Source organism: Cedecea colo, from assembly GCF_011808225.1.
Classification (GTDB): Bacteria; Pseudomonadota; Gammaproteobacteria; order Enterobacterales; family Enterobacteriaceae; genus Dryocola; species Dryocola colo.
Window position 1 is genome coordinate 74,249 of sequence record NZ_SOYS01000006.1, and the last position, 21,077, is coordinate 95,325.

Here is a 21,077-nt window from a genome sequence, read left to right on the forward strand (position 1 = left end):
TAGACGTTAACGAAAACACTTTGTCAATAGATTGGTTACGAAAATGTCAGAAAAAAGCGCGAAAGTCAGGATCCTTGATGCTGCAGAGAATCTGTTCAATACCTATGGTTTTCATGCGGTAGGGATAGATAGAATTCGAGATATTTCAGGGATTTCTAAAGTTACTATGTACAAGCATTTCAGCAGCAAAAATGATCTCATCCTGGCCGTGTTGAACAGAAGGGACGAGAGGTTCCAACAGTCACTATCGCACCGTGTCTCTGAGTTTTCCTCGTTGAAGGAGAAGCTCAATGCGATCGTCGACTGGCACTTTGAATGGTTCAAGTCTCCCGAATTCAACGGGTGCATGTTTGTCTCAGCTGATAAGGAGTTCGGAAAAACTGACAGCGACATTAAAGCCGTTACCAGGCTCCATAAATCTCGGATATATGATTTTGTAAAAGGTATCCTCGATGGGGAGGGCGCTGAAAATTCTGCGCTGCAGGCGAGCATTCTTTTTCTTTTTTTGGAAGGCGCGATCACTGAGGCTGCCGTCATGGGCAGTACAAATCACTTTGTGAATGGCTGGCAATGCGTGTTAAATTCTCTCACTCTACCGTCCTGAAACGGCCCGATAGCATCAATGCCCGACTGCCCGTCGATGCTGAAATGATTGATCGCCCATTTGGTATGGTTGATGGCCTTCATGGTGCCCCGATGGCAAGAGGGCTCATTCCCGCCATCGGGCATATTTCCCAAAGCAGTGACTGTAATTAAAATTGTGTAATTGCCTGATTTTGATATGTTCACTCCAACAACGGAGACCGGCGAATTATGGACGAAAAAAACTTAAATCACCGGCGGCTGAACTGGCTAAGGGCCTGAAAACCGAAGCCGACTCAACCAGTTTTCCCGCATGCTCACGAAGCTAAATGCTGAGCTAAAGGACTACCTCGGGCATAAGAAAAACGCCCCCAGAACAGGCTCGAGGTACAGCTCAACCAATCCTTCAAACGTCAACTCTACCGCTTTCGGTTTTTGACTCTTTTCTAATAACCGTTATTTCTCATCTTTCAGCCCAGACGCCGGGCAGCGCCCTTCACTTCTGATTAGCTTGAGTACTTGCAACTTCATACGAGCCATTGCAAGCGAGGTTTGCGGGAAGCTTCCAATTTTTACCTGTGACAGCTTATTACTCACTGGGCTAGTATAGCGGTAGAAAAAGGTCTTGATATCCAAAGCGCCGCAAGTCACATGCAAGCCCTGGTTTTCACCCGTATCGATCTCTTTTTCCCTGTAGGCTTCAGCCTTTCGATAGCTTTGGATGACAACGGTTTACCTGCTGGTTTATGCGTCATATAAGTCTCATTTTATGGCTAACCGGTTGATTTACGCACTTTTATTGCCAAATGTAGGTTGGGCGTTTATTCAGCGCGATGACATAATAACCTGCACTTACAGGCGGGCTTTGGCGATTATTTATGAAACAACGTGATACTTAATGATAATAACTAAAATCACAATTCACTTTAAATTCAATGGAATAAGCAAATCATGTCTATGATTGACAATAAGAACCTGGACTCCCACACGCCGATGATGCAGCAGTACCTGCGCCTGAAAGCGCAGCACCCTGACATCCTGCTTTTTTACCGCATGGGAGACTTTTACGAGCTGTTTTATGACGATGCGAAACGCGCATCGCAACTGCTGGATATCTCCCTGACCAAACGCGGCGCCTCGGCAGGTGAACCTATCCCGATGGCGGGCGTGCCGCATCATGCCGTAGAAAACTATCTGGCGAAGCTGGTTAATCTCGGCGAGTCCGCCGCCATTTGCGAGCAGATTGGCGATCCGGCGACCAGCAAAGGGCCGGTTGAGCGAAAAGTGGTGCGCATCGTTACGCCCGGCACCATCAGCGATGAAGCGTTATTGCAGGAGCGTCAGGATAACCTGCTGGCTGCCATCTGGCAGGACGGTAAAGGTTTTGGCTACGCGACGCTGGATATCAGCTCTGGCCGTTTCCGCCTGAGCGAGCCGGAAGATGCAGAAACCATGGCGGCTGAGCTACAGCGCACCAATCCAGCCGAACTGCTGTATGCCGAAGACTTTGCCGAAATGCGCCTGATTGAAGGCCGCCGTGGCCTGCGCCGCCGCCCGCTGTGGGAGTTCGAAATTGAAACGGCGCGCCAGCAGTTAAATATGCAGTTTGGCACGCGGGATCTCACCGGCTTTGGCGTCGAAAAGGCTCATCATGCCTTATGCGCTGCGGGTTGCCTGTTGCAATACGTGAAGGACACGCAGCGCACGTCCCTGCCCCATATTCGCTCCGTCACGATGGACAAGCAGCAGGACAGCATCATTATGGATGCCGCCACGCGCCGTAACCTGGAAATTACGCAGAACCTGGCGGGTGGATTTGAAAATACGCTGGCCTCGGTGCTCGACTGCACCGTTACGCCAATGGGCAGCCGCATGCTCAAACGCTGGCTGCATATGCCGGTACGTAGCATCGACGTGCTGCAAAAACGTCAGCGTACCATCGCAGCCCTGCAGGATCGTACCGCTGAGATCCAGCCGGTTTTACGTCAGGTTGGCGATCTGGAACGCATTCTGGCCCGGCTTGCGTTACGTACTGCGCGTCCCCGTGATCTGGCCCGTATGCGTTACGCCTTCCAGCAACTGCCTGAATTACGCGAGCTGCTGGCCGATGTGCCAACGGACTATGTACAAACGCTGCGTGAAAACATGGGCGAGTTTACTGAATTACGTGAGCTGCTTGAGCGCGCGGTTATTGAATCCCCACCCGTTCTGGTCCGCGACGGCGGCGTAATCGCCCCTGGCTACAACGAAGAGCTGGACGAGTGGCGTGCGCTGGCGGATGGCGCAACGGATTATCTTGATAAGCTGGAAATTCGCGAACGTGAGAAGCTGGGGCTGGATACGCTGAAAGTCGGCTTTAACGCTGTACATGGCTACTATATCCAGATCAGCCGCGGGCAGAGCCACCATGCGCCGATTCACTACGTTCGCCGCCAGACGCTGAAAAATGCCGAACGCTACATCATTCCTGAGCTTAAAGAGTACGAGGACAAAGTCCTGACCTCGAAAGGCAAAGCGCTGGCGCTTGAGAAACAGCTTTACGAGCAACTGTTCGACACGCTGCTGCCGCACCTTGAAGCGCTGCAAACCAGCGCCACTGCGCTGGCGGAACTCGACGTGCTGGTGAATCTGGCAGAACGCGCCTGGAGCCTGAATTACACCTGCCCACAGCTTACCGACAAGCCCGGTCTTAAAGTGGTTGGCGGCCGGCATCCGGTAGTTGAGAAAGTGCTGAGCGAGCCGTTTATCGCCAACCCGCTGACTCTTGCCCCGCAGCGCCGTATGCTGATTATTACCGGCCCGAACATGGGCGGTAAAAGCACCTATATGCGTCAGTCTGCGCTGATCGTGCTGCTCGCCTATATAGGAAGCTTTGTTCCGGCGCAGCAGGCGGAAATTGGCCCAATCGATCGTATCTTCACCCGCGTAGGCGCGGCGGACGATCTGGCTTCTGGCCGCTCCACCTTTATGGTGGAGATGACCGAAACGGCCAATATCCTGCATAACGCCACGGAAAATAGCCTGGTGCTGATGGATGAGATCGGGCGCGGCACATCAACCTATGACGGCCTGTCGCTGGCCTGGGCCTGCGCCGAAAGCCTGGCCAACCGCATCAAAGCCCTGACGCTGTTTGCCACGCACTACTTTGAGTTGACTACGCTGCCGGAAAAAATGGAAGGCGTTGCAAACGTGCATCTGGACGCGCTTGAGCATGGCGACACCATCGCCTTTATGCACACCGTGCAGGAAGGCGCGGCAAGCAAAAGTTACGGTCTGGCCGTTGCCGCGCTGGCGGGCGTGCCGAAAGATGTGATCAAGCGTGCGCGCCAAAAGCTGCGGGAGCTTGAAACGCTTTCCAGCAACACGGCGGCAACCCAGGTGGACGGTACTCAGATGTCTTTGCTGTCGGTTGCCGAGGAGGCTTCGCCTGCGCTGGAAGCGCTGGAAGCGTTAGATGCGGATTCGCTGTCGCCACGTCAGGCGCTGGAGTGGATCTATCGTCTGAAAAGCCTGGTGTAGCAGCTTTCGGGCATAAAAAAAGCGGTGATTTTCATCACCGCTTTTTTATATGAAACATCGATTATTCGCGGAACAGCGCTTCGATATTCAGCCCCTGTGTCTGCAGAATTTCACGCAGACGGCGCAGGCCTTCAACCTGAATCTGGCGGACACGTTCACGAGTCAGACCGATTTCACGACCCACGTCTTCAAGCGTTGCCGCTTCATAACCCAGCAGACCAAAACGACGAGCCAGCACTTCACGCTGCTTAGCGTTTAGTTCAAACAGCCACTTCACGATGCTTTGCTTCATATCATCGTCCTGCGTGGTGTCTTCCGGACCGTTGTCTTTTTCATCCGCAAGGATGTCGAGCAGCGCTTTCTCAGAGTCACCACCCAGCGGGGTGTCTACTGAGGTGATGCGTTCGTTGAGACGCAGCATACGGCTGACATCATCAACCGGCCTATCCAGTTGCTCTGCGATCTCTTCCGCACTTGGCTCATGATCCAGCTTGTGGGAGAGTTCTCGAGCGGTACGCAGATAAACGTTCAGCTCTTTCACAATATGAATCGGCAGGCGAATCGTACGGGTTTGGTTCATGATTGCCCGTTCGATGGTCTGACGAATCCACCAGGTGGCATAGGTTGAGAAACGGAACCCGCGTTCCGGGTCAAACTTCTCTACCGCGCGAATCAGCCCCAGGTTACCTTCTTCAATCAGATCCAGCAGCGCCAGACCACGATTGCTGTAACGACGGGCGATTTTCACCACCAGGCGCAGGTTACTTTCAATCATGCGTCGGCGGGAAGCGACATCACCACGCAGAGCGCGGCGAGCAAAATAGACTTCTTCTTCGGCTGTTAATAATGGGGAATAGCCGATCTCCCCAAGATAAAGCTGAGTCGCATCCAGCACACGCTGTGTGGCGCCCTGTGACAACAGCTCCTCTTCGGCAATGTCGTTATCACTGGGCTCCTCTTCTACAAGGGCTTTTTCATCAAAAGCCTCAACTCCGTTCTCATCAAATTCCGCATCTTCGGTTAACTCATTAACTTTCAGCGTATTCTGACTCATAAGGTGGCTCCTACCCGTGATCCCTGGGCAAAACACTTATAAGGCGTGTCTTGCCGGTTTATCGCTGCGGTAAGTAACGCAGCGGGTTTACGGATTTCCCCTTGTAACGAATTTCAAAATGCAATCTTGTTGAACTGGTTCCGGTGCTACCCATGGTAGCTATCTTCTGCCCCGCCTTGATTTCTTCTTGTTCCCGGACCAGCATTGTATCGTTATGGGCGTAGGCACTCAGGTAATCATCGTTGTGTTTAATGATGATTAGATTACCGTAACCGCGCAGTGCGTTACCGGCATATACCACGCGGCCTGAAGCGGTCGCGACGATAGCCTGTCCTTTACTGCCTGAAATATCGATCCCTTTATTGCCACCCTCAGTAGCAGAGAAGTTCTCGATAATGTTGCCATCAGTCGGCCATCGCCAGGTCGAAATTGGCGCGCTGTCTGACGTGCTGCTGACAGTCGGTACGGTAGTCGTAGAGCTAACCACAGGTGCCGTAACCGGTGCTGTGACAACGGTCGCAGTACCTTTATTATTCGGCAACATTTTGTTAGCACTCTCTTCACCTGAGTCTTCAGAATACGTAATTGTTGGTTTAGAAGCAACCACGGTGCTTGAGTTTTGTGCAGCAGGATTGGTTATTCCTTGCGCGCTGGCATCAGCGGCGGTGACCGCATTTCCACCGGTAATTGGCGTGCCGGACGCGTTGCCAACCTGAAGCGTTTGCCCAACTTCGAGGCTGTACGGGGCCGCTACGTTGTTTCGTTGCGCAAGATCGCGGAAATCGTTCCCGGTAATCCAGGCAATATAGAACAGCGTATCACCGCGTTTCACCGTGTAAGTACTGCCGCCCGCATAGCTGCCTTTCGGAATGTTCCCATACTTGCGATTATAAACGATACGTCCATTTTGAGTTTGTACGGGTTCAGACTGAATAACCGGTTGCGTTTGAACAGGTTGAGTTTGCACTGGCTGAATCGCCTGCTGCTGTACCGGCTGAATCTGTGGGGTCTGGGCCGGAGCGGACATTTTTGGCGGCTGCGTTATCAGCATCCCGCCAGAAGCGCTGCCGCCCGCGCCGTTATTGCCACCGACCGAGCTGATGGGTGCCTGTGAATCATTGCTGCTACAGCCGGTCAGCCACAGGCTTACCAGCGATAACGCCGCCATCCGGCGTAAAGTAAAATGTGGGCTTCCCGCGCTCATGTATCCCCCGAAATTGAAAACAATTGCATGCTTATGAAATACGGCAGAATTTGCGCTGGCTAGGTTACGCCAATATTCTGATAAAAAAACCGGAAACGTCCAGGTTATGCCAGTTCGCCCTTCACCAGCGGAACGAAACGAACGGCTTCTACCGTGTCAATAATAAATTCGCCACCGTGACGACGAACGCGCTTTAAAAGCTGCCGATCGTCCCCCACCGGAAGCACCAGAATCCCGCCTTCATCCAGCTGGGCCAGTAGCGCCGTCGGGATTTCAGGCGGAGCCGCCGTAACAATGATAGCGTCGAATGGCGCACGGGCATGCCAGCCCAGCCAGCCATCGCCGTGGCGGGTAGAAATGTTATGCAGATCGAGCTGTTTCAAGCGGCGTCTTGCGTGCCACTGAAGCCCTTTAATACGCTCAACTGAACAAACGTGATGCACCAGATGGGCAAGAATCGCCGTCTGGTAGCCTGAACCGGTGCCGATTTCCAGCACTCTGGATTCCGGCGTCAGCTCAAGCAGTTCGGTCATGCGCGCAACCATATAAGGCTGCGAAATAGTCTGGCCTGAGCCAATTGGCAGCGCGGTATTTTCCCATGCCTTGTGTTCAAACGCTTCGTCGACAAATTTTTCCCGCGGCACCTGCGCAATCGCATCAAGAACCTGTTCGTCCTTGATGCCCTGGGCACGAAGCTGTGTGAGAAGAGCTTCTACGCGTTTGCTCACTACCATTGCTCAGCGACTCCCGCTTTGGTTAACCACGAGTTCACCACGTCATGCGCACCGTGCGCGGTTAAATCGACGTGCAACGGCGTCACCGAAACATAGCCTTCATCCACAGCCGCAAAATCGGTATCCGGGCCGGCATCGAACTTGTCGCCAGGAGGGCCAATCCAGTACAGCGTGTTGCCACGCGGATCTTCCTGTGGAATGACTTTATCTGCCGGATGGCGACTGCCACAGCGCGTTACCCGAATGCCCTTGATTTCATCAAGCGGCAAATCAGGCACGTTAATATTGAGGATGCGCCCCGTGCGCAGCGGTTCGCGCGATAAGGCGCGCAGGATTGAACAGGTTATAACGGCGGCCGTATCGTAATGCGTATAGCCGTTTAACGAAACGGCCAGCGCCGGAAACCCTAAATGCCGCCCTTCCATCGCCGCAGCAACGGTGCCGGAATAGATAACGTCGTCGCCCAGATTAGGCCCGGCATTGATACCCGCGACGACGACGTCAGGGCGTGGACGCATCAGAGCGTTAACGCCAAGATAAACGCAGTCTGTCGGCGTACCCATTTGCACGGAGATGTCGCCGTTTGGCAGGGTAAAAGTACGCAGGGAGGATTCGAGCGTCAGCGAGTTCGATGCGCCACTGCGATTACGATCGGGGGCCACAACCTGCACTTCAGCAAATTCTCGTAGCCGCTTAGCCAGCGCCTGAATGCCCGGCGCCTGGATCCCGTCATCGTTACTCAGCAATATTCGCATAGTCACCCGGCGTATTCATAAGTTCCCTTACAACGCTGGTGGCGAAACTGCCGGCAGGCAGCCAAAAGCTCACCTCAACCGTCACATCATCCCACCAGTCCCAACGTAATTCTGCTGGTTTTACCAACATGGCGCGGCGAGCGGCTTCAACGCGCTCACGGGCCAGTAATGCCTGCAAATCCGTCTCCTGTTCGACACAACGCTGTTCAAATTCCAGCGCGGCATTGAGCGTGCCCCACGCGCCATCGCCCGGTAACGGCGCCGTAATCAGCAGCTCACCGGTATCCACACGTTGTTGTAAAACAGAGAGTTCTTCGTTTGTTGCCACAAACCAGCTACCGCGTCCTGCCAATTGTAGCGCATCGCCATCAACAACTTGATTAAAGTCTGGTTTTTTCAGTCTAAGGCTAACAATTTGATTAAACAACGCGCTGCGGGCCGCCGACAAATAAAAACTGCGTTTATTGCGATCGCGCAACGGAGAATTATTCTGCGCCCAGCGCAGCGCCTGATTAAGGTTGTTACCGCCAATGCCGAAACGCTGGCTGCCGAAATAGTTAGGCACGCCGTCTTTTAAAATCGTCTTTAAACGCTGTTCCAGCTCTTCGCGGTGGCTTACCTCACGCAGCACGAGGGTAAAGTCATTCCCCTTCAGCGCGCCGAGACGCAGCTTGCGCCGATGGCGGGCATATTCCAGCACTTCACAACCTTCCAGACTGAAGGCGCTCATATCCGGCATCTCTTTTCCCGGCAGACGCACGCAGAACCACTGTTCGGTGACCGCGTGTTTGTCCTTCTGCCCGGCAAAACTTACCTCACGGGCATGCACTTTCAGGAACTTAGCCAGCGCATCCGCTACAAAACGTGTATTACAGCCCTTTTTCAGGATGCGCAGCAGCAGATGCTCGCCGTCGCCGTCCGGCCCGAAGCCGAGGTCTTCAGTCACCAGGAAGTCTTCCGGGCTGGCTTTTATCAATCCGGTTCCGTCTGGCTTACCGTGCAGCCAGGTCAGATTTTGCATATCCATTACGCGTTAGCCTTATGCAGTAACGCTACCGCCTCACAGGCGATACCTTCGCCACGCCCGGTAAAGCCGAGTTTTTCGGTCGTTGTGGCCTTAACGTTTACGTCGTCCATATGGCAGCCGAGGTCTTCGGCAATAAAAACGCGCATTTGTGGGATATGAGGCGCCATTTTTGGCGCCTGGGCGATTATCGTTACGTCCACATTGCCAAGCGTATAGCCTTTAGCCTGAATACGGCGCCAGGCTTCGCGCAGCAGCTCGCGGCTGTCCGCACCTTTCCAGGCCGCGTCGGTATCCGGGAAGAGCTTGCCGATGTCGCCAAGCGCTGCGGCGCCGAGCAGGGCGTCGGTTAATGCGTGCAGCGCAACATCACCATCAGAATGGGCCAGTAACCCTTTTTCGAACGGAACACGCACGCCGCCAATGATAATCGGGCCAGCGCCGCCAAAAGCGTGTACATCAAAACCATGTCCGATACGCATTATAAATTCTCCGTTTGGGTTAACCGCGTGAGGTAAAACGCCGCCAGTGCCAGGTCTTCAGGACGAGTAACTTTTATATTATCAGCACGGGCGCTAATTAATTCTGGATGGAAACCACAATATTCGAGCGCAGAGGCTTCATCGGTGATCGTTGCTCCCTCGTTCAGGGCGCGAAGCAGACAGCTACGCAGCAATTCGAGCGGGAACAGCTGCGGGGTTAACGCGTGCCAAAGCTCTTCGCGCTCGACGGTATGGGCAATAAGAGGCTTGCCCGGCTCGCCGCGCTTCATCGTATCGCGCACCGGCGCGGCCAGGATGCCGCCCACTTTGCTGCTGTGCATGATAGCCAGCAGACGCGCTAAATCATCCTGATGCAGGCAAGGACGAGCCGCATCGTGCACCAGCACCCATTTAGCGTGCCCCGCAGCCTGCAGGCCTGCCAGAACTGAATCGGCGCGCACTCCTCCTCCGGTCACCACGGTGACCTGTGGGTTTGCGGCCAGCGGCAATGAAGCGAACCAGGAATCTGTAGGGCTGATTGCGATGATGACATGACTGATTCGCGGATGAGCCAGCAGGCTCGCAACAGCATGTTCAAGAATAGTTTTATCGCCGATTTGCAGGTATTGCTTTGGACATTCCGTTTGCATACGGCTGCCGATCCCGGCCGCCGGCACCACGGCAATTACGTCCGGGGAGGAGTCTGCCATGTGTTATCACTTATACTGATTTATCGATTGTTCTGCGCGGCATTATTGCCTGCGCGCTTAGAGGTATCAGGCACCAGACGGTAGAAGGTTTCACCGGGTTTAGTCATGCTCAGCTCGTTGCGCGCGCGCTCTTCGATGGCCTCCTGGCCGCCGTTAAGATCGTCAATTTCAGCAAAAAGCTGATCGTTGCGCGCCTTAAGCTTAGCGTTGGTTGCCTGTTGTGCAGCCACGTCTTCATTGACGCGCGTGTAATCATGCACGCCGTTTTTTCCAAACCACAGCGAATACTGCAGCCAGACCAACAAGGCCAGCAATAGCAGCGTTAGTTTACCCATCCAGCCCCCTGAAAAACGGCACAATCATCCCACAACTTTATGTCGGACTCCACTCATCTGCCCTGGCGAGTCGTCGAATTTGCGGCAGAATTTATCACAAATTGCGCCGACATGCGCGCCTGCGGGAGGTTTCGCTTCAATCGGGACGGATAAATATGTTCAGTTTCATCCGCTGACAGCGTTAACCCATAAGCCACATAAATAAAGCACCGAACATCAGCGCCACGCTCAGCAAGGTTGCCACACAGCTATAATGCAGCCGCCCGCGTGCCAGCGAGTGTAGCGCAATGCCCACGACGACGGCGACAGGCATCAGCGCCAGGAAGAAAGGCCAGGTATAAAGGAAGAAAAATAGCGTATTAGGGCCGTACATCAGGAAGGGAATACCCAGCGCCAGCAGCCACGACAAGAAGCCGATGAACGCCCCTGGCAAAGACCAGGCGGTATCTTCGGCTGACGGGCTGGTTTCAGCCTGTGTGATAACTATGTTCGAGCTGTTGCGCATAACGAATCCGTTGACCTGAGTGACCAGACGCGGTTATGCGTCTGGTACTGTCTTTAGGATTTGATAATATCGTCACGGCGCAGCAGGTCTAATAATTGCGCAATCAAATTTGTTACCAATTGTTCGCCGTCTAAGTGAATTTCTGGCTTATGCGGTGACTCATACACCGAATCAATACCGGTGAAATTGCGCAGCTCGCCGGCGCGGGCTTTTTTGTATAAGCCTTTGGGATCGCGCGCTTCACAAATCTCAAGAGGCGTATCAACAAAGACTTCGATAAAACGCCCCTCACCCATTCGCTCGCGTACCATTTGCCGTTCTGCACGATGCGGGGAGATAAAAGCTGTCAGCACGACCAGCCCGGCATCCACCATCAGGCTGGCGACTTCCCCCACGCGACGGATGTTCTCTTTACGATCTTCATCGCTGAAGCCCAGGTCGCTGCACAGGCCGTGGCGCACGTTATCGCCATCAAGCAAATAGGTGCTTACGCCAAGCTTATGCAGCGCTTCTTCCAGCGCGCCGGCCACGGTAGATTTACCGGAGCCGGACAAGCCGGTGAACCACAGCACCGCCCCACGATGCTGATGGAGCTGTTCACGCTGCTGCTGCGTAACAGGATGAGGATGCCAGACGACGTTTTCGTCGTGCTCAGCCATCACTTGCCTCCCAGCAAATCACGGGCGCCCCAGTGCGGGAAGTGACGACGCACCAGCGCATTCAGTTCCAGCTCAAACGCGCTCCAGGCTGAAGGCTCCTGATAAATCTCTTCCTGCGGCTCGCGCACCATACCGGCACCAACGGTTACGTTGGTCAGCCGATCGATGAAAATCAGCCCGCCGGTAACCGGATTTTCCTGGTATTTATCCAGCACCAGAGGTTCATCGAAAGTTAAATCAACCAGGCCAATCCCGTTTAGCGGCAGGCTTTCTACCACGCGCTGCGTCAGGGTATTAATCTCCACCTGATGGTGAATATTATCAACGCGCGCGCGGGTTTTCTTGCCGGCAACTTTAATGTCATAGCTTTGGCCCGGCACCAGCGGCTGTTCCGCCATCCACACCACGTCAACTTTCGCGCTTTGCACCGCCGGGTGCGCGTCGTCTGCGTCCACAAGCAAATCACCACGGCTGATGTCGATTTCATCTTTCAGCACTACAGTAATAGCTTCGCCCGCAGCAGCTTGTTGCAAATCTCCATCAAACGTTACGATTCGCGCAACGGTAGATTCGACGCCGGAAGGTAAAACCTTCACCCGCTGCCCGACGTTTACCGAACCGGAGGCGAGCGTGCCAGCGTAACCACGGAAATCCAGGTTTGGACGATTCACATACTGAACGGGGAAACGCATCGGCTGCTGTTCAACCAGGCGTTTCACCTCTACCGTTTCCAGAAGCTCCAGCAGCGTCGGCCCCGTATACCAGGCCATATTTGCGCTTTGCGTAGCGACGTTATCGCCTTCAAGAGCGGACAACGGCACAAAGCGAATATCCAGATCTGATGGCAGCTGTTCGGCAAACGTCAGGTAATCCTGCTTGATCTGCTCGAATCTCTCTTCATCAAAACCAACGAGATCCATTTTGTTGACGGCCACAACCAGATGCTTGATCCCCAGCAGCGTGGAGATAAAGCTGTGGCGGCGAGTCTGATCCAGCACGCTCTTACGCGCATCGATCAGCAGGATCGCCAGCTCGCAGGTTGACGCGCCGGTCGCCATATTGCGGGTGTACTGCTCGTGGCCCGGCGTATCGGCAATAATAAATTTACGTTTCTCGGTGGAGAAATAACGGTACGCCACGTCGATGGTAATACCCTGCTCGCGTTCGGCCTGCAGGCCGTCCACCAGCAAAGCCAGGTCAAGCTTCTCGCCCTGGGTGCCGTGACGCTTGCTGTCGGTATGCAGGGAAGAAAGCTGGTCTTCATAAATCTGCCGCGTATCGTGCAGCAGACGGCCAATGAGCGTACTTTTACCGTCATCGACGCTGCCGCAGGTCAAAAAGCGCAGCAGGCTTTTATGTTGCTGAGCGTGCAGATAAGCTTCGACGCCGCCCTGCTCCGCGATTTGTTGTGCAATTGCGTTATTCATTATGCGGTCCTCAGAAATACCCTTGACGCTTTTTCAGTTCCATCGAACCGGCCTGATCGCGGTCGATTGCCCGTCCCTGACGCTCGCTGGTGGTGGAAACCAGCATCTCTTCAATGATTTCCGGCAGCGTTTGCGCTTCGGATTCAACCGCACCGGTCAACGGCCAGCAGCCCAGCGTGCGGAAACGTACCATTTTCTGAGCGATAACTTCGCCCGGCTGCACGTCAATGCGGTCGTCATCGACCATCAGCAGCATGCCGTCGCGCTCCAGCACCGGACGCGGCGCCGCAAGGTACAGAGGAACGATCTCGATATTTTCCAGATAGATATACTGCCAGATATCCAGCTCGGTCCAGTTGGAGAGCGGGAACACGCGAATGCTTTCGCCCTTGTTAATCTGACCGTTGTAGTTATGCCACAGTTCAGGACGCTGGTTTTTCGGGTCCCAGCGGTGGAAGCGGTCACGGAACGAATAAATTCGCTCCTTGGCGCGCGATTTTTCTTCATCACGACGCGCGCCGCCGAAAGCCGCATCAAAACCGTATTTGCTCAACGCCTGTTTCAGGCCTTCGGTTTTCATGATGTCCGTGTGCTTAGCGCTGCCGTGGACAAACGGATTGATGCCCATTGCCACGCCTTCCGGATTTTTATGCACCAGCAGTTCAAAACCGTAGTTTTTCGCGGTGCGGTCGCGGAATTCGTACATTTCACGGAATTTCCAGCCGGTATCCACATGCAGCAGCGGGAACGGCAGCGTGCCCGGATAGAAGGCCTTACGAGCCAAATGCAACATCACCGAGGAATCTTTGCCGATCGAGTACATCATCACCGGATTGGAAAATTCGGCTGCGACCTCGCGGATGATATGGATGCTTTCAGCCTCCAGTTGCCGCAGGTGAGTGAGTCGTTTTTGGTCCATAACCTTCCCTTAAAGCTGCGAGTATCACGGCGGGATCTGATCCTGCCGTTTAAATGAAATTAAAAGGGACTATAAGTCGCGGTTATATTTCTTATGAAATTACGAATTGGAATGACTAGTTCCGTAAAGGAATAACGCCGTGGTTTTGCAAATCACAAAATGTGCTGAACGGCCTGTTTATTGGGAGTTTAGGACGATTTGGAATTGTGTAACCCCGATCACAGTTTCATACTACGCAGGCAAAAAATTACTGAAAATAAAAAGGACTCACTATGTTTTCCGCATTGCGCCACTGTGCCGTTTGCCTGGCGCTGGGCGTAGGTTTCACGTTTTCTGCTTATGCCGCTTCCGCGCATTTGGGTGAAACCGCTAATTTGCAGACTCGCCACATCGCCACCGTTTTTCCAGGACGAATGACCGGCAGCCCGGCCGAAATGTTAGCCGCGGATTATCTTCAACAGCAGTTCGCGCTTTACGGCTACCAGAGCGATATTCGCCGCTTTAATACGCGCTATCTTTACACCACCAAAGACGGCCATCAGAACTGGCATAACGTCAGTGGAAGCCAGGTAATCGCCGCGCGCGAGGGTAAAGTCCCGCAGCAGATTATTATCATGGCGCATCTGGACACCTACACGCCATTAACCGACAACGACGTAAACGACAACCTCGGCGGATTGACGCTACAGGGCGTGGATGACAATGCTTCCGGCCTTGGCGTAATGCTGGAGCTGGCTCAGCGTCTGAAAGCAGTGCCGACGCGCTACGGCCTTCGTTTTATCGCCACCAGCGGCGAAGAGATTGGCTCACTCGGTGCGGAAAATATTCTTCAGCGCATGAGCGAGAAAGAAAAGAAAAACACCCTGCTGGTGATTAATCTCGATAACCTGATTACCGGCGATAAGCTCTATTTTAACAGCGGCAAATCCACCCCAGCGGCGGTGCGTAAGCTCACCCGCGATCGGGCGCTGAAGCTCGCTCATCAGTTGGGCATTCAGGCCGCGATAAATCCCGGGCTGAATACAAAATACCCGAAAGGCACCGGCTGCTGTAATGACATCGAACCTTTTGACAAAGCGGGTATTCCGGTGCTGTCGGTGGAAGCTACCAACTGGTCACTGGGCGCGAAAGATGGTTTTCAGCAGCGCGCAAAAAGCAAAGCGTTCCCGAACGGGAAAAGCTGGCATCAGGCTATGGTCGACAATCAGCCGTATCTGGATAAATGGCTACCGGGACGCATTGAGAAACGCAGCCACGACGTGGTGCGTGTGATGTTGCCCCTGGTGAAAGAGCTGGCTAAAGCGGGGAAATAAACTGTTCCCCACCGTAATGGGGACCAGATTAACCTTACTCGTGCAGGCCGCACTCGCGCTTCAGACCGAAGAAGCGCGTCTCTTCTTCTGCCATACCCGGTTCCCACTTGCGCGTGGTATGGGTATCGCCAACCGACAGATAGCCCTGATCCCACAGCGGGTGGTATTTCAGACCATGTTCGGTGAGATACTGGTAAACCGTGCGGTTGTCCCAGTCGATGATCGGCAGGATCTTAAACACGCCGCGCTGAATCGCCAGCACCGGTAAATTCGCCCGGCTGCCGGATTGCTCGCGCCGCAGACCGGCAAACCAGGTTTGCCCGCCCAGCTCCTGCAACGCGCGGTTCATCGGCTCAACTTTATTGATCGCATTGTATTTCTCAATGCCTTCAACGCCCTGCTCCCACAGCTTGCCGTAGCGCGCCTCCTGCCATGCCGCGCTTTCCTTCGCGCTAAACACTTTCAGATTCAGCTTCAGCTTGTCCGTCAGCTCGTCGATGAACCGATAGGTTTCAGGAAACAGATACCCGGTATCGGTAAGGATCACCGGAATATCCGGGCGCAGCTGCGTAACCAGATGCAGGCTCACCGCCGCCTGGATACCAAAACTCGAGGACAACACAAACTCGCCGGGCAGGTTTTCCAGCGCCCAGCCCACGCGCGCTTGCGCGCTGAGCTTTTCGAGCTCGGCGTTTACCTCGGCCAGCGCCATCACGCGCTCGACTTTCGGTAATTCATTCAATGCCTTTAAATCGAGTACGGCCATACGTGCCTCGCTTGTTGGTGAACAAGTGGTGGATGGCGCTAACGCTTATCCACCCTACAGGTTTGCCGTAGGGCGGGTAAGCAAAGCGCCACCCGCCGTTATATCGCTATTCCCAAAAATCCCTGGCCGGGTCGAGCACCGGGCGGATAATCCCGGCGCGGATGGTGAAATCACCGAAGCCTTCGTCAGCTTCACGTTCTTTCGCCCAGCGCCCCACCAGCTCATCTATCGATGCCAGAATCTCTGGTTCGGTGATATTTTCACGGTACATACGCGGAATACGCGTGCCGATGCGGTTACCGCCGATATGCAGGTTGTAACGCCCTGGCGCTTTACCCACCAGGCCGATTTCCGCCAGCATCGAGCGGCCGCAGCCGTTCGGGCAGCCGGTTACGCGCAGGACAATATGTTCGTCGCCCACGTGATGCTTTTCCATCACCTCTTCAACTTTAGTCACAAACTGCGGCAGGAAGCGTTCCGCTTCGGCCATCGCCAGCGGACAGGTCGGGAATGACACGCAGGCCATGGAGTTTTCACGCTGCGGTTTCACCGCGTGCATCAGCCCATGATCTTTAGCGATCTTCTCGATTTTAGCCTTTTCGCTTGCCGGTACGCCCGCCACGATCAGATTCTGGTTAGCGGTCAGGCGGAAATCGCCTTTGTGGATCTTCGCAATTTCCAGCAGCCCGGTTTTCAACGGACGGCCCGGGTAGTCCAGAATACGCCCGTTTTCGATAAACAGCGTCAGGTGCCATTTGTCGTCAATACCGTTGACCCAGCCGATACGATCGCCGCGACCGGTGAATTCGTAAGGACGAATCGGCTCGAATGTAATGCCCGCGCGACGTTCCACTTCCGCCTTGAATACGTCGACGCCAACGCGCTCAAGGGTGTATTTAGTCTTGGCGTTTTTACGATCGGTACGGTTGCCCCAGTCGCGCTGCGTGGTCACCACGGCTTCCGCTACGGCTAGCGTATGCTCAAGCGGGATATAGCCAAATTCGCTGGCGGTACGGGCGTAGGTTGCTTTGTTGCCGTGCTCAATGGACAAGCCACCGCCCACCAGCAGGTTGAAGCCCACCAGCCTACCGTCTTTGGCAATCGCGATGAAGTTCATGTCGTTGGCATGCAGATCGACGTCGTTTTGCGGCGGCACCACAACCGTGGTTTTAAATTTACGCGGCAGGTAGGTCGCGCCCAGGATCGGCTCTTCGTCGGTGGTCGCGACTTTTTCCTGATCCCACCAGATTTCGGCGTAGGCACGAGTGCGCGGCAGCAAATGCTCGGAGAGCTTTTTCGCCCACTCGTAAGCTTCCAGGTGCAGCTCGGACTCAACCGGGTTTGAAGTGCACAGCACGTTACGGTTCATATCGTTGGCGGTCGCCAGCGCGTCCAGGCCCACCTCATGCAGCATCTCATGGGCCGGCTTGACGTTCTTTTTCAGCAGGCCGTGGAACTGGAATGTCTGGCGGTTAGTCAGACGAATACTGCCGTAAATCGTTTTATCTTCGGCGAACTTATCAATGGCGCGCCACTGTTTTGTGGTGATGATGCCGCCCGGCAGGCGGCAGCGCAGCATCATGGCATGACGCGGCTCCAGCTTCTGCGCGGCGCGCTCGGCGCGGATATCGCGATCGTCCTGCTGATACATGCCGTGGAAGCGGATAAGCAGGAAATTGTCGCCCTTAAAGCCACCGGACAGCCCGTCGCGTAAATCTTCTTTAATGGTGCCGCGCAGGAAATTACTTTCACGCTTCATGCGCTCGGCATCAGACAGTTTTCCTTCAACCACTAACGGTCCAGGGTGTTTTTCGCTCATTAGTAGACATCTCGCTGATAACGGCGCTCAATGCGCAGCTCACTTAAAAATTCATCTGCCGATTCGAGGTCCATACCACCGAACTCGGCTACCACTTCCAGTAATGCCTGCTCAACGTCTTTCGCCATGCGATTGGCGTCGCCGCAGACATAAATGTGGGCACCTTCGTTAATCCAGTTCCACAGTTCCGCGCCTTTTTCGCGCAGCTTATCTTGTACGTATATTTTATGTTGCTGGTCGCGAGACCAGGCGAGGTCGATATTCGTCAGCAGGCCCTCTTTGACGTAGCGCTGCCATTCCACCTGATAGAGGAAATCTTCAGTAAAGTGTGGATTGCCGAAGAACAGCCAGTTTTTCCCCGTTGCGCCATCGTTTTCACGCTGCTGCATGAAGGCGCGGAAAGGTGCGATGCCGGTGCCAGGCCCAATCATAATCACCGGCGTTTCCGGGTTAGCCGGCAGGCGGAAGTTGTCGTTATGTTCGATAAAGACGCGTACTTCGCCATCTTCTTCAAGCCTGTCGGCCAGGAAGCCTGAAGCGCCGCCGGTGCGGGCACGGCCTTCTATGTCGTAGCGCACGACGCCAACGGTAATATGCACTTCGCTTTCGGCCTCAGCCTGCGAAGACGCGATGGAATACAGGCGCGGCGTAAGCGGACGCAGCAGTTCGGTCAGCTGCTCTGCGGTCAGTTCAGCCGGGGCATAACGCACCATATCAACAATCGGCGTGTTCTGAGCAAAATGCTGGAGTTTGGTTTTATCGCCCGCCAGATCCAGCAGCGCCGCGTTGCGGGTAAGCTGGGCATATTTCTCGACGATATTTGTGGTATTAACCGTCAGTTCGAAATGCCATTCCAGCGCTTCACTTAGCGGTAGCGTTTTGCCGTCGACCGTCACGCTTTCATCGCCCTTCAGCCACAGCAGTTCCACCAGCTCTGTTACCAAAGCAGAATCGTTCTGATACCAGACGCCAAGCGCATCGCCCGGCTGGTAACGCAGGCCGGAATCGCCAAGGTCGATTTCGAAATGGCGCACGTCTTTTTCAGAATCGCGACCGGTGATTTTCTGATTAACCGCAAGCGTCGCCGTCAGCGGCGCCTCTTTGGTGTACGGGCTGGTGAAGACTTCGTTTACCACGCCGGTTGCGGTGACCGCCGCCTGGGCTGGCGTTTCCGCCGGTACGCGCGATTTCAGCAGCTCAACGATTTTACCGCGCCACTGTTGGGCCGCGGGCTGAAACTCCACGTCGGAATCTACGCGATCCAGCAGGCGAACGCCGCCCAGCTCCGCGAGTTTAGCATCGAAATCTTTACCGGACTGGCAGAAAAATTCGTAGGACGTATCGCCAAGGCTAAATACGGCAAACGCCGTATCGGTAAGTTTTGGCGCTTTTTTCGAGAACAGGAACTTATGCAGCGCCACCGCCTCTTCCGGCGGCTCGCCTTCACCCTGGGTGGAGGTCACGACAATCAGCAGTTTTTCCTGCGCGATCTGTTTGAATTTATAGTCGCCCGCGTTGACCAGATTGACGTTCAGCTTTGCCGCCAGCAGATCGTCACGCAGTTGCTCGCTAACGCGACGCGCATTGCCGGTCTGGGATGCGGAAATCAAAGTAATAACCGGTACTTCAGCCGCTGGCGGCTGCGCCGTAGCCACCGCGCCCGGGTGTTGATTAATCATTCCCCAGAAATAGCCGGACAGCCAGGCCAGTTGAGTCTGTGAGAAGTCGGTAGTTGCCGCCTGGAGGCGTGCCAGTTGCTCCGGGGTGAGCGGCAGCAAAGCGGTCGGTGGGGCCTGAGTTGTCATGCTTGATTGGATTCCAGTAGCAAAGGGTGCCGTTTTCAACGTTTAACGGTAAAAAGCATTCATAGGGTAAGGTTAACCAGCTGGATAATAACAATTAAAGAAGGGATGGAAATAACAAATAACCAAAACGACTAACCGTTTTTTCGGGTAAACTATAACATCAAAAGAGATTAATTAACCTATTGATATAAAACAAATTAATTTCAAAAAATCGCCAGACACTGACAATTGGACAAAGATGGCCGCTTTAGTTAATGCGCAAAATAATGGATTCCGGTACTATGCGGCGGTTTTTCGCCCTACTGAGACTGCAATAATGGCAACCACCCTGTTTAAAGATTTCACCTTCGAAGCCGCTCACCGCCTGCCGCACGTGCCGGAAGGCCATAAGTGCGGTCGCCTGCATGGCCACTCGTTTATGGTGCGCCTGGAAATTACCGGCGAGGTCGATCCCCATACCGGCTGGATTATTGATTTCTCTGAGCTGAAAGCGGCGTTCAAGCCAACCTACGATATGCTGGATCACTACTATCTGAACGATATTCCGGGCCTTGAGAATCCGACCAGTGAAGTGCTGGCCGCCTGGATCTGGGACAGAATGAAGCCGATTCTGCCGCTCCTTAGCGCGGTAATGGTAAAAGAGACCTGTACCGCCGGATGCGTATATAAAGGCTAAGTAAAAAAGGCACCGAAAGGTGCCTTTTTTACTTACGCGATATTCAGGTACTTATGCGTCTGCATCGAAAGCCGCCAGTTGCGGGCGATACAGGTTTCAATACACAGGCGGGTCGCATCTTCTTTTTGGCTGATAGGTTGCAGCGCGATAATGCGATTTTTGTCATCGGTAAGCGTCCTTAGCAACTCATCTAACGCCTCGATGTCGCGCATACGCCCAACGGGATGTTTGATTTCGTCCGCTCGTTCCAGCGCCTGAGGAAGCACATCGTAACCGCCGCGCATATTCACCTTCGGCGACACCGTTACCCACGTCGTCGCCGTGCAGCGGACATCGTGCGTGCCGCTGGTTTCAATCTGGCAACTAAAGCCGTGATGTTCCAGCAAAGAGGTTAAGGGATGCAGATCGTGGATACAGGGCTCACCGCCGGTAATCACCACGTGGCGAGCGGTATAGCCCTGGCGCTGCATCACGGCCAGCAAATCTTCCGCGCTTGCCGCGCCCCATTTATCGCTCTCTTTGGTTTTGGCGAGAATGCTGAACAGAGACACTTCACGATCCGCGAGTTTATCCCAGGTGTGTTTGGTATCGCACCATGCGCAGCCCACCGGGCAGCCCTGCAGGCGGATAAAGATGGCGGGCACACCGGTAAAATAGCCCTCCCCTTGCAGGGTCTGGAACATCTCGTTAATCGGGTACTGCATAATCATCTCTGTAATAGTCGTAAAAACTAATTATCGCAGAACTATTGCTTGAGATCATGCTTAAAGGGTGTGACCGGCTCAATCG

At 54.3% G+C, this 21,077-nt stretch carries 21 protein-coding genes and 2 pseudogenes; 5 read left to right on the forward strand and 18 right to left on the reverse strand.

Going from position 1 to position 21,077, the window contains the following annotated elements; all coding sequences use genetic code 11:
• Positions 1 to 43 precede the first annotated feature (43 nt).
• On the forward strand, positions 44 to 604 hold the full coding sequence (locus E2L00_RS13735) for a TetR/AcrR family transcriptional regulator (RefSeq protein WP_167612541.1): 561 nt from the start codon (positions 44 to 46) through the stop codon (positions 602 to 604).
• Here the strand turns inward: E2L00_RS13735 and E2L00_RS13740 are convergent.
• Positions 595 to 693 (reverse strand): annotated as a pseudogene (locus E2L00_RS13740) (hypothetical protein); the annotation flags it as partial. The gene E2L00_RS13735 and the pseudogene E2L00_RS13740 sit on opposite strands and share 10 nt — an antisense overlap.
• Before the next feature lie 86 nt (positions 694 to 779).
• Here E2L00_RS13740 and E2L00_RS13745 point away from each other — a divergent pair.
• A pseudogene (locus E2L00_RS13745) lies at positions 780 to 967 on the forward strand (hypothetical protein); the annotation flags it as partial.
• A gap of 71 nt (positions 968 to 1,038) precedes the next feature.
• Here the strand turns inward: E2L00_RS13745 and E2L00_RS21655 are convergent.
• The gene (locus E2L00_RS21655) at positions 1,039 to 1,233 is read right to left on the reverse strand and encodes an integrase arm-type DNA-binding domain-containing protein (protein ID WP_338031933.1); all 195 of its coding nucleotides are present in this window, start codon (positions 1,231 to 1,233) and stop codon (positions 1,039 to 1,041) included.
• Positions 1,234 to 1,533: 300 nt separating this feature from the next.
• On the opposite strand from E2L00_RS21655, the gene mutS reads away from it, so the two are divergent.
• Positions 1,534 to 4,101, forward strand: coding sequence for a DNA mismatch repair protein MutS (gene mutS, locus E2L00_RS13755; RefSeq protein WP_167612543.1), 2,568 nt, complete (start codon positions 1,534 to 1,536; stop codon positions 4,099 to 4,101).
• Between the two features lie 61 nt (positions 4,102 to 4,162).
• Here the strand turns inward: mutS and rpoS are convergent, their stop codons facing one another.
• The 12 genes from rpoS to cysD all read right to left on the reverse strand — a co-directional run bounded on the left by rpoS (position 4,163) and on the right by cysD (position 13,909).
• Complete coding sequence (gene rpoS, locus E2L00_RS13760) at positions 4,163 to 5,155, reverse strand: RNA polymerase sigma factor RpoS (protein ID WP_167612545.1); 993 nt, start codon at positions 5,153 to 5,155, stop codon at positions 4,163 to 4,165.
• A 58-nt stretch (positions 5,156 to 5,213) separates the two neighbouring features.
• The gene (gene nlpD / locus E2L00_RS13765) at positions 5,214 to 6,359 is read right to left on the reverse strand and encodes a murein hydrolase activator NlpD (RefSeq protein WP_167612547.1); all 1,146 of its coding nucleotides are present in this window, start codon (positions 6,357 to 6,359) and stop codon (positions 5,214 to 5,216) included.
• A 104-nt stretch (positions 6,360 to 6,463) separates the two neighbouring features.
• Complete coding sequence (locus E2L00_RS13770) at positions 6,464 to 7,093, reverse strand: protein-L-isoaspartate(D-aspartate) O-methyltransferase (RefSeq protein ID WP_167612549.1); 630 nt, start codon at positions 7,091 to 7,093, stop codon at positions 6,464 to 6,466.
• On the reverse strand, positions 7,087 to 7,848 hold the full coding sequence (surE, locus tag E2L00_RS13775; RefSeq protein ID WP_167612551.1) for a 5'/3'-nucleotidase SurE: 762 nt from the start codon (positions 7,846 to 7,848) through the stop codon (positions 7,087 to 7,089). Before surE ends, E2L00_RS13770 begins: the two co-directional genes overlap by 7 nt.
• Positions 7,829 to 8,875 (reverse strand): tRNA pseudouridine(13) synthase TruD, encoded by a 1,047-nt coding sequence (gene truD, locus E2L00_RS13780; protein ID WP_167612553.1) that lies wholly within the window; start codon positions 8,873 to 8,875, stop codon positions 7,829 to 7,831. The genes surE and truD overlap by 20 nt, the downstream gene beginning before the upstream one ends.
• The gene (gene ispF / locus E2L00_RS13785) at positions 8,875 to 9,354 is read right to left on the reverse strand and encodes a 2-C-methyl-D-erythritol 2,4-cyclodiphosphate synthase (RefSeq protein WP_167612555.1); all 480 of its coding nucleotides are present in this window, start codon (positions 9,352 to 9,354) and stop codon (positions 8,875 to 8,877) included. The genes truD and ispF overlap by 1 nt, the downstream gene beginning before the upstream one ends.
• Positions 9,354 to 10,064, reverse strand: coding sequence for a 2-C-methyl-D-erythritol 4-phosphate cytidylyltransferase (gene ispD / locus E2L00_RS13790; protein WP_167612557.1), 711 nt, complete (start codon positions 10,062 to 10,064; stop codon positions 9,354 to 9,356). Before ispD ends, ispF begins: the two co-directional genes overlap by 1 nt.
• A 20-nt stretch (positions 10,065 to 10,084) precedes the next feature.
• On the reverse strand, positions 10,085 to 10,399 hold the full coding sequence (ftsB, locus tag E2L00_RS13795) for a cell division protein FtsB (RefSeq protein WP_167612559.1): 315 nt from the start codon (positions 10,397 to 10,399) through the stop codon (positions 10,085 to 10,087).
• 181 nt (positions 10,400 to 10,580) lie between these two features.
• Positions 10,581 to 10,904, reverse strand: coding sequence for a DUF3561 family protein (locus tag E2L00_RS13800; RefSeq protein WP_167612561.1), 324 nt, complete (start codon positions 10,902 to 10,904; stop codon positions 10,581 to 10,583).
• A gap of 53 nt (positions 10,905 to 10,957) precedes the next feature.
• Positions 10,958 to 11,563, reverse strand: coding sequence for an adenylyl-sulfate kinase (cysC, locus tag E2L00_RS13805; protein ID WP_167612563.1), 606 nt, complete (start codon positions 11,561 to 11,563; stop codon positions 10,958 to 10,960).
• On the reverse strand, positions 11,563 to 12,990 hold the full coding sequence (cysN, locus tag E2L00_RS13810; protein WP_167612565.1) for a sulfate adenylyltransferase subunit CysN: 1,428 nt from the start codon (positions 12,988 to 12,990) through the stop codon (positions 11,563 to 11,565). The genes cysC and cysN overlap by 1 nt, the downstream gene beginning before the upstream one ends.
• A gap of 10 nt (positions 12,991 to 13,000) precedes the next feature.
• Positions 13,001 to 13,909 (reverse strand): sulfate adenylyltransferase subunit CysD, encoded by a 909-nt coding sequence (gene cysD / locus E2L00_RS13815; protein ID WP_167612567.1) that lies wholly within the window; start codon positions 13,907 to 13,909, stop codon positions 13,001 to 13,003.
• A gap of 272 nt (positions 13,910 to 14,181) precedes the next feature.
• Between cysD and E2L00_RS13820 the strand changes: the two genes are divergently transcribed.
• The gene (locus tag E2L00_RS13820) at positions 14,182 to 15,222 is read left to right on the forward strand and encodes an aminopeptidase (protein WP_167612569.1); all 1,041 of its coding nucleotides are present in this window, start codon (positions 14,182 to 14,184) and stop codon (positions 15,220 to 15,222) included.
• A 34-nt stretch (positions 15,223 to 15,256) separates the two neighbouring features.
• Here the strand turns inward: E2L00_RS13820 and cysH are convergent, their stop codons facing one another.
• From cysH to cysJ, 3 genes are all read right to left on the reverse strand, one after another.
• Complete coding sequence (cysH, locus tag E2L00_RS13825) at positions 15,257 to 15,988, reverse strand: phosphoadenosine phosphosulfate reductase (protein ID WP_167612571.1); 732 nt, start codon at positions 15,986 to 15,988, stop codon at positions 15,257 to 15,259.
• Positions 15,989 to 16,094: 106 nt separating this feature from the next.
• On the reverse strand, positions 16,095 to 17,807 hold the full coding sequence (cysI, locus tag E2L00_RS13830; RefSeq protein WP_167612573.1) for an assimilatory sulfite reductase (NADPH) hemoprotein subunit: 1,713 nt from the start codon (positions 17,805 to 17,807) through the stop codon (positions 16,095 to 16,097).
• The gene (gene cysJ / locus E2L00_RS13835; RefSeq protein ID WP_167612575.1) at positions 17,807 to 19,612 is read right to left on the reverse strand and encodes an NADPH-dependent assimilatory sulfite reductase flavoprotein subunit; all 1,806 of its coding nucleotides are present in this window, start codon (positions 19,610 to 19,612) and stop codon (positions 17,807 to 17,809) included. The genes cysI and cysJ overlap by 1 nt, the downstream gene beginning before the upstream one ends.
• A gap of 316 nt (positions 19,613 to 19,928) precedes the next feature.
• Between cysJ and queD the strand changes: the two genes are divergently transcribed.
• Positions 19,929 to 20,288, forward strand: a complete 360-nt coding sequence (queD, locus tag E2L00_RS13840; RefSeq protein WP_167612577.1) for a 6-carboxytetrahydropterin synthase QueD — start codon at positions 19,929 to 19,931, stop codon at positions 20,286 to 20,288.
• A 32-nt stretch (positions 20,289 to 20,320) separates the two neighbouring features.
• Here the strand turns inward: queD and queE are convergent, their stop codons facing one another.
• Complete coding sequence (gene queE / locus E2L00_RS13845; RefSeq protein WP_167612579.1) at positions 20,321 to 20,992, reverse strand: 7-carboxy-7-deazaguanine synthase QueE; 672 nt, start codon at positions 20,990 to 20,992, stop codon at positions 20,321 to 20,323.
• Positions 20,993 to 21,077: the final 85 nt, after the last annotated feature.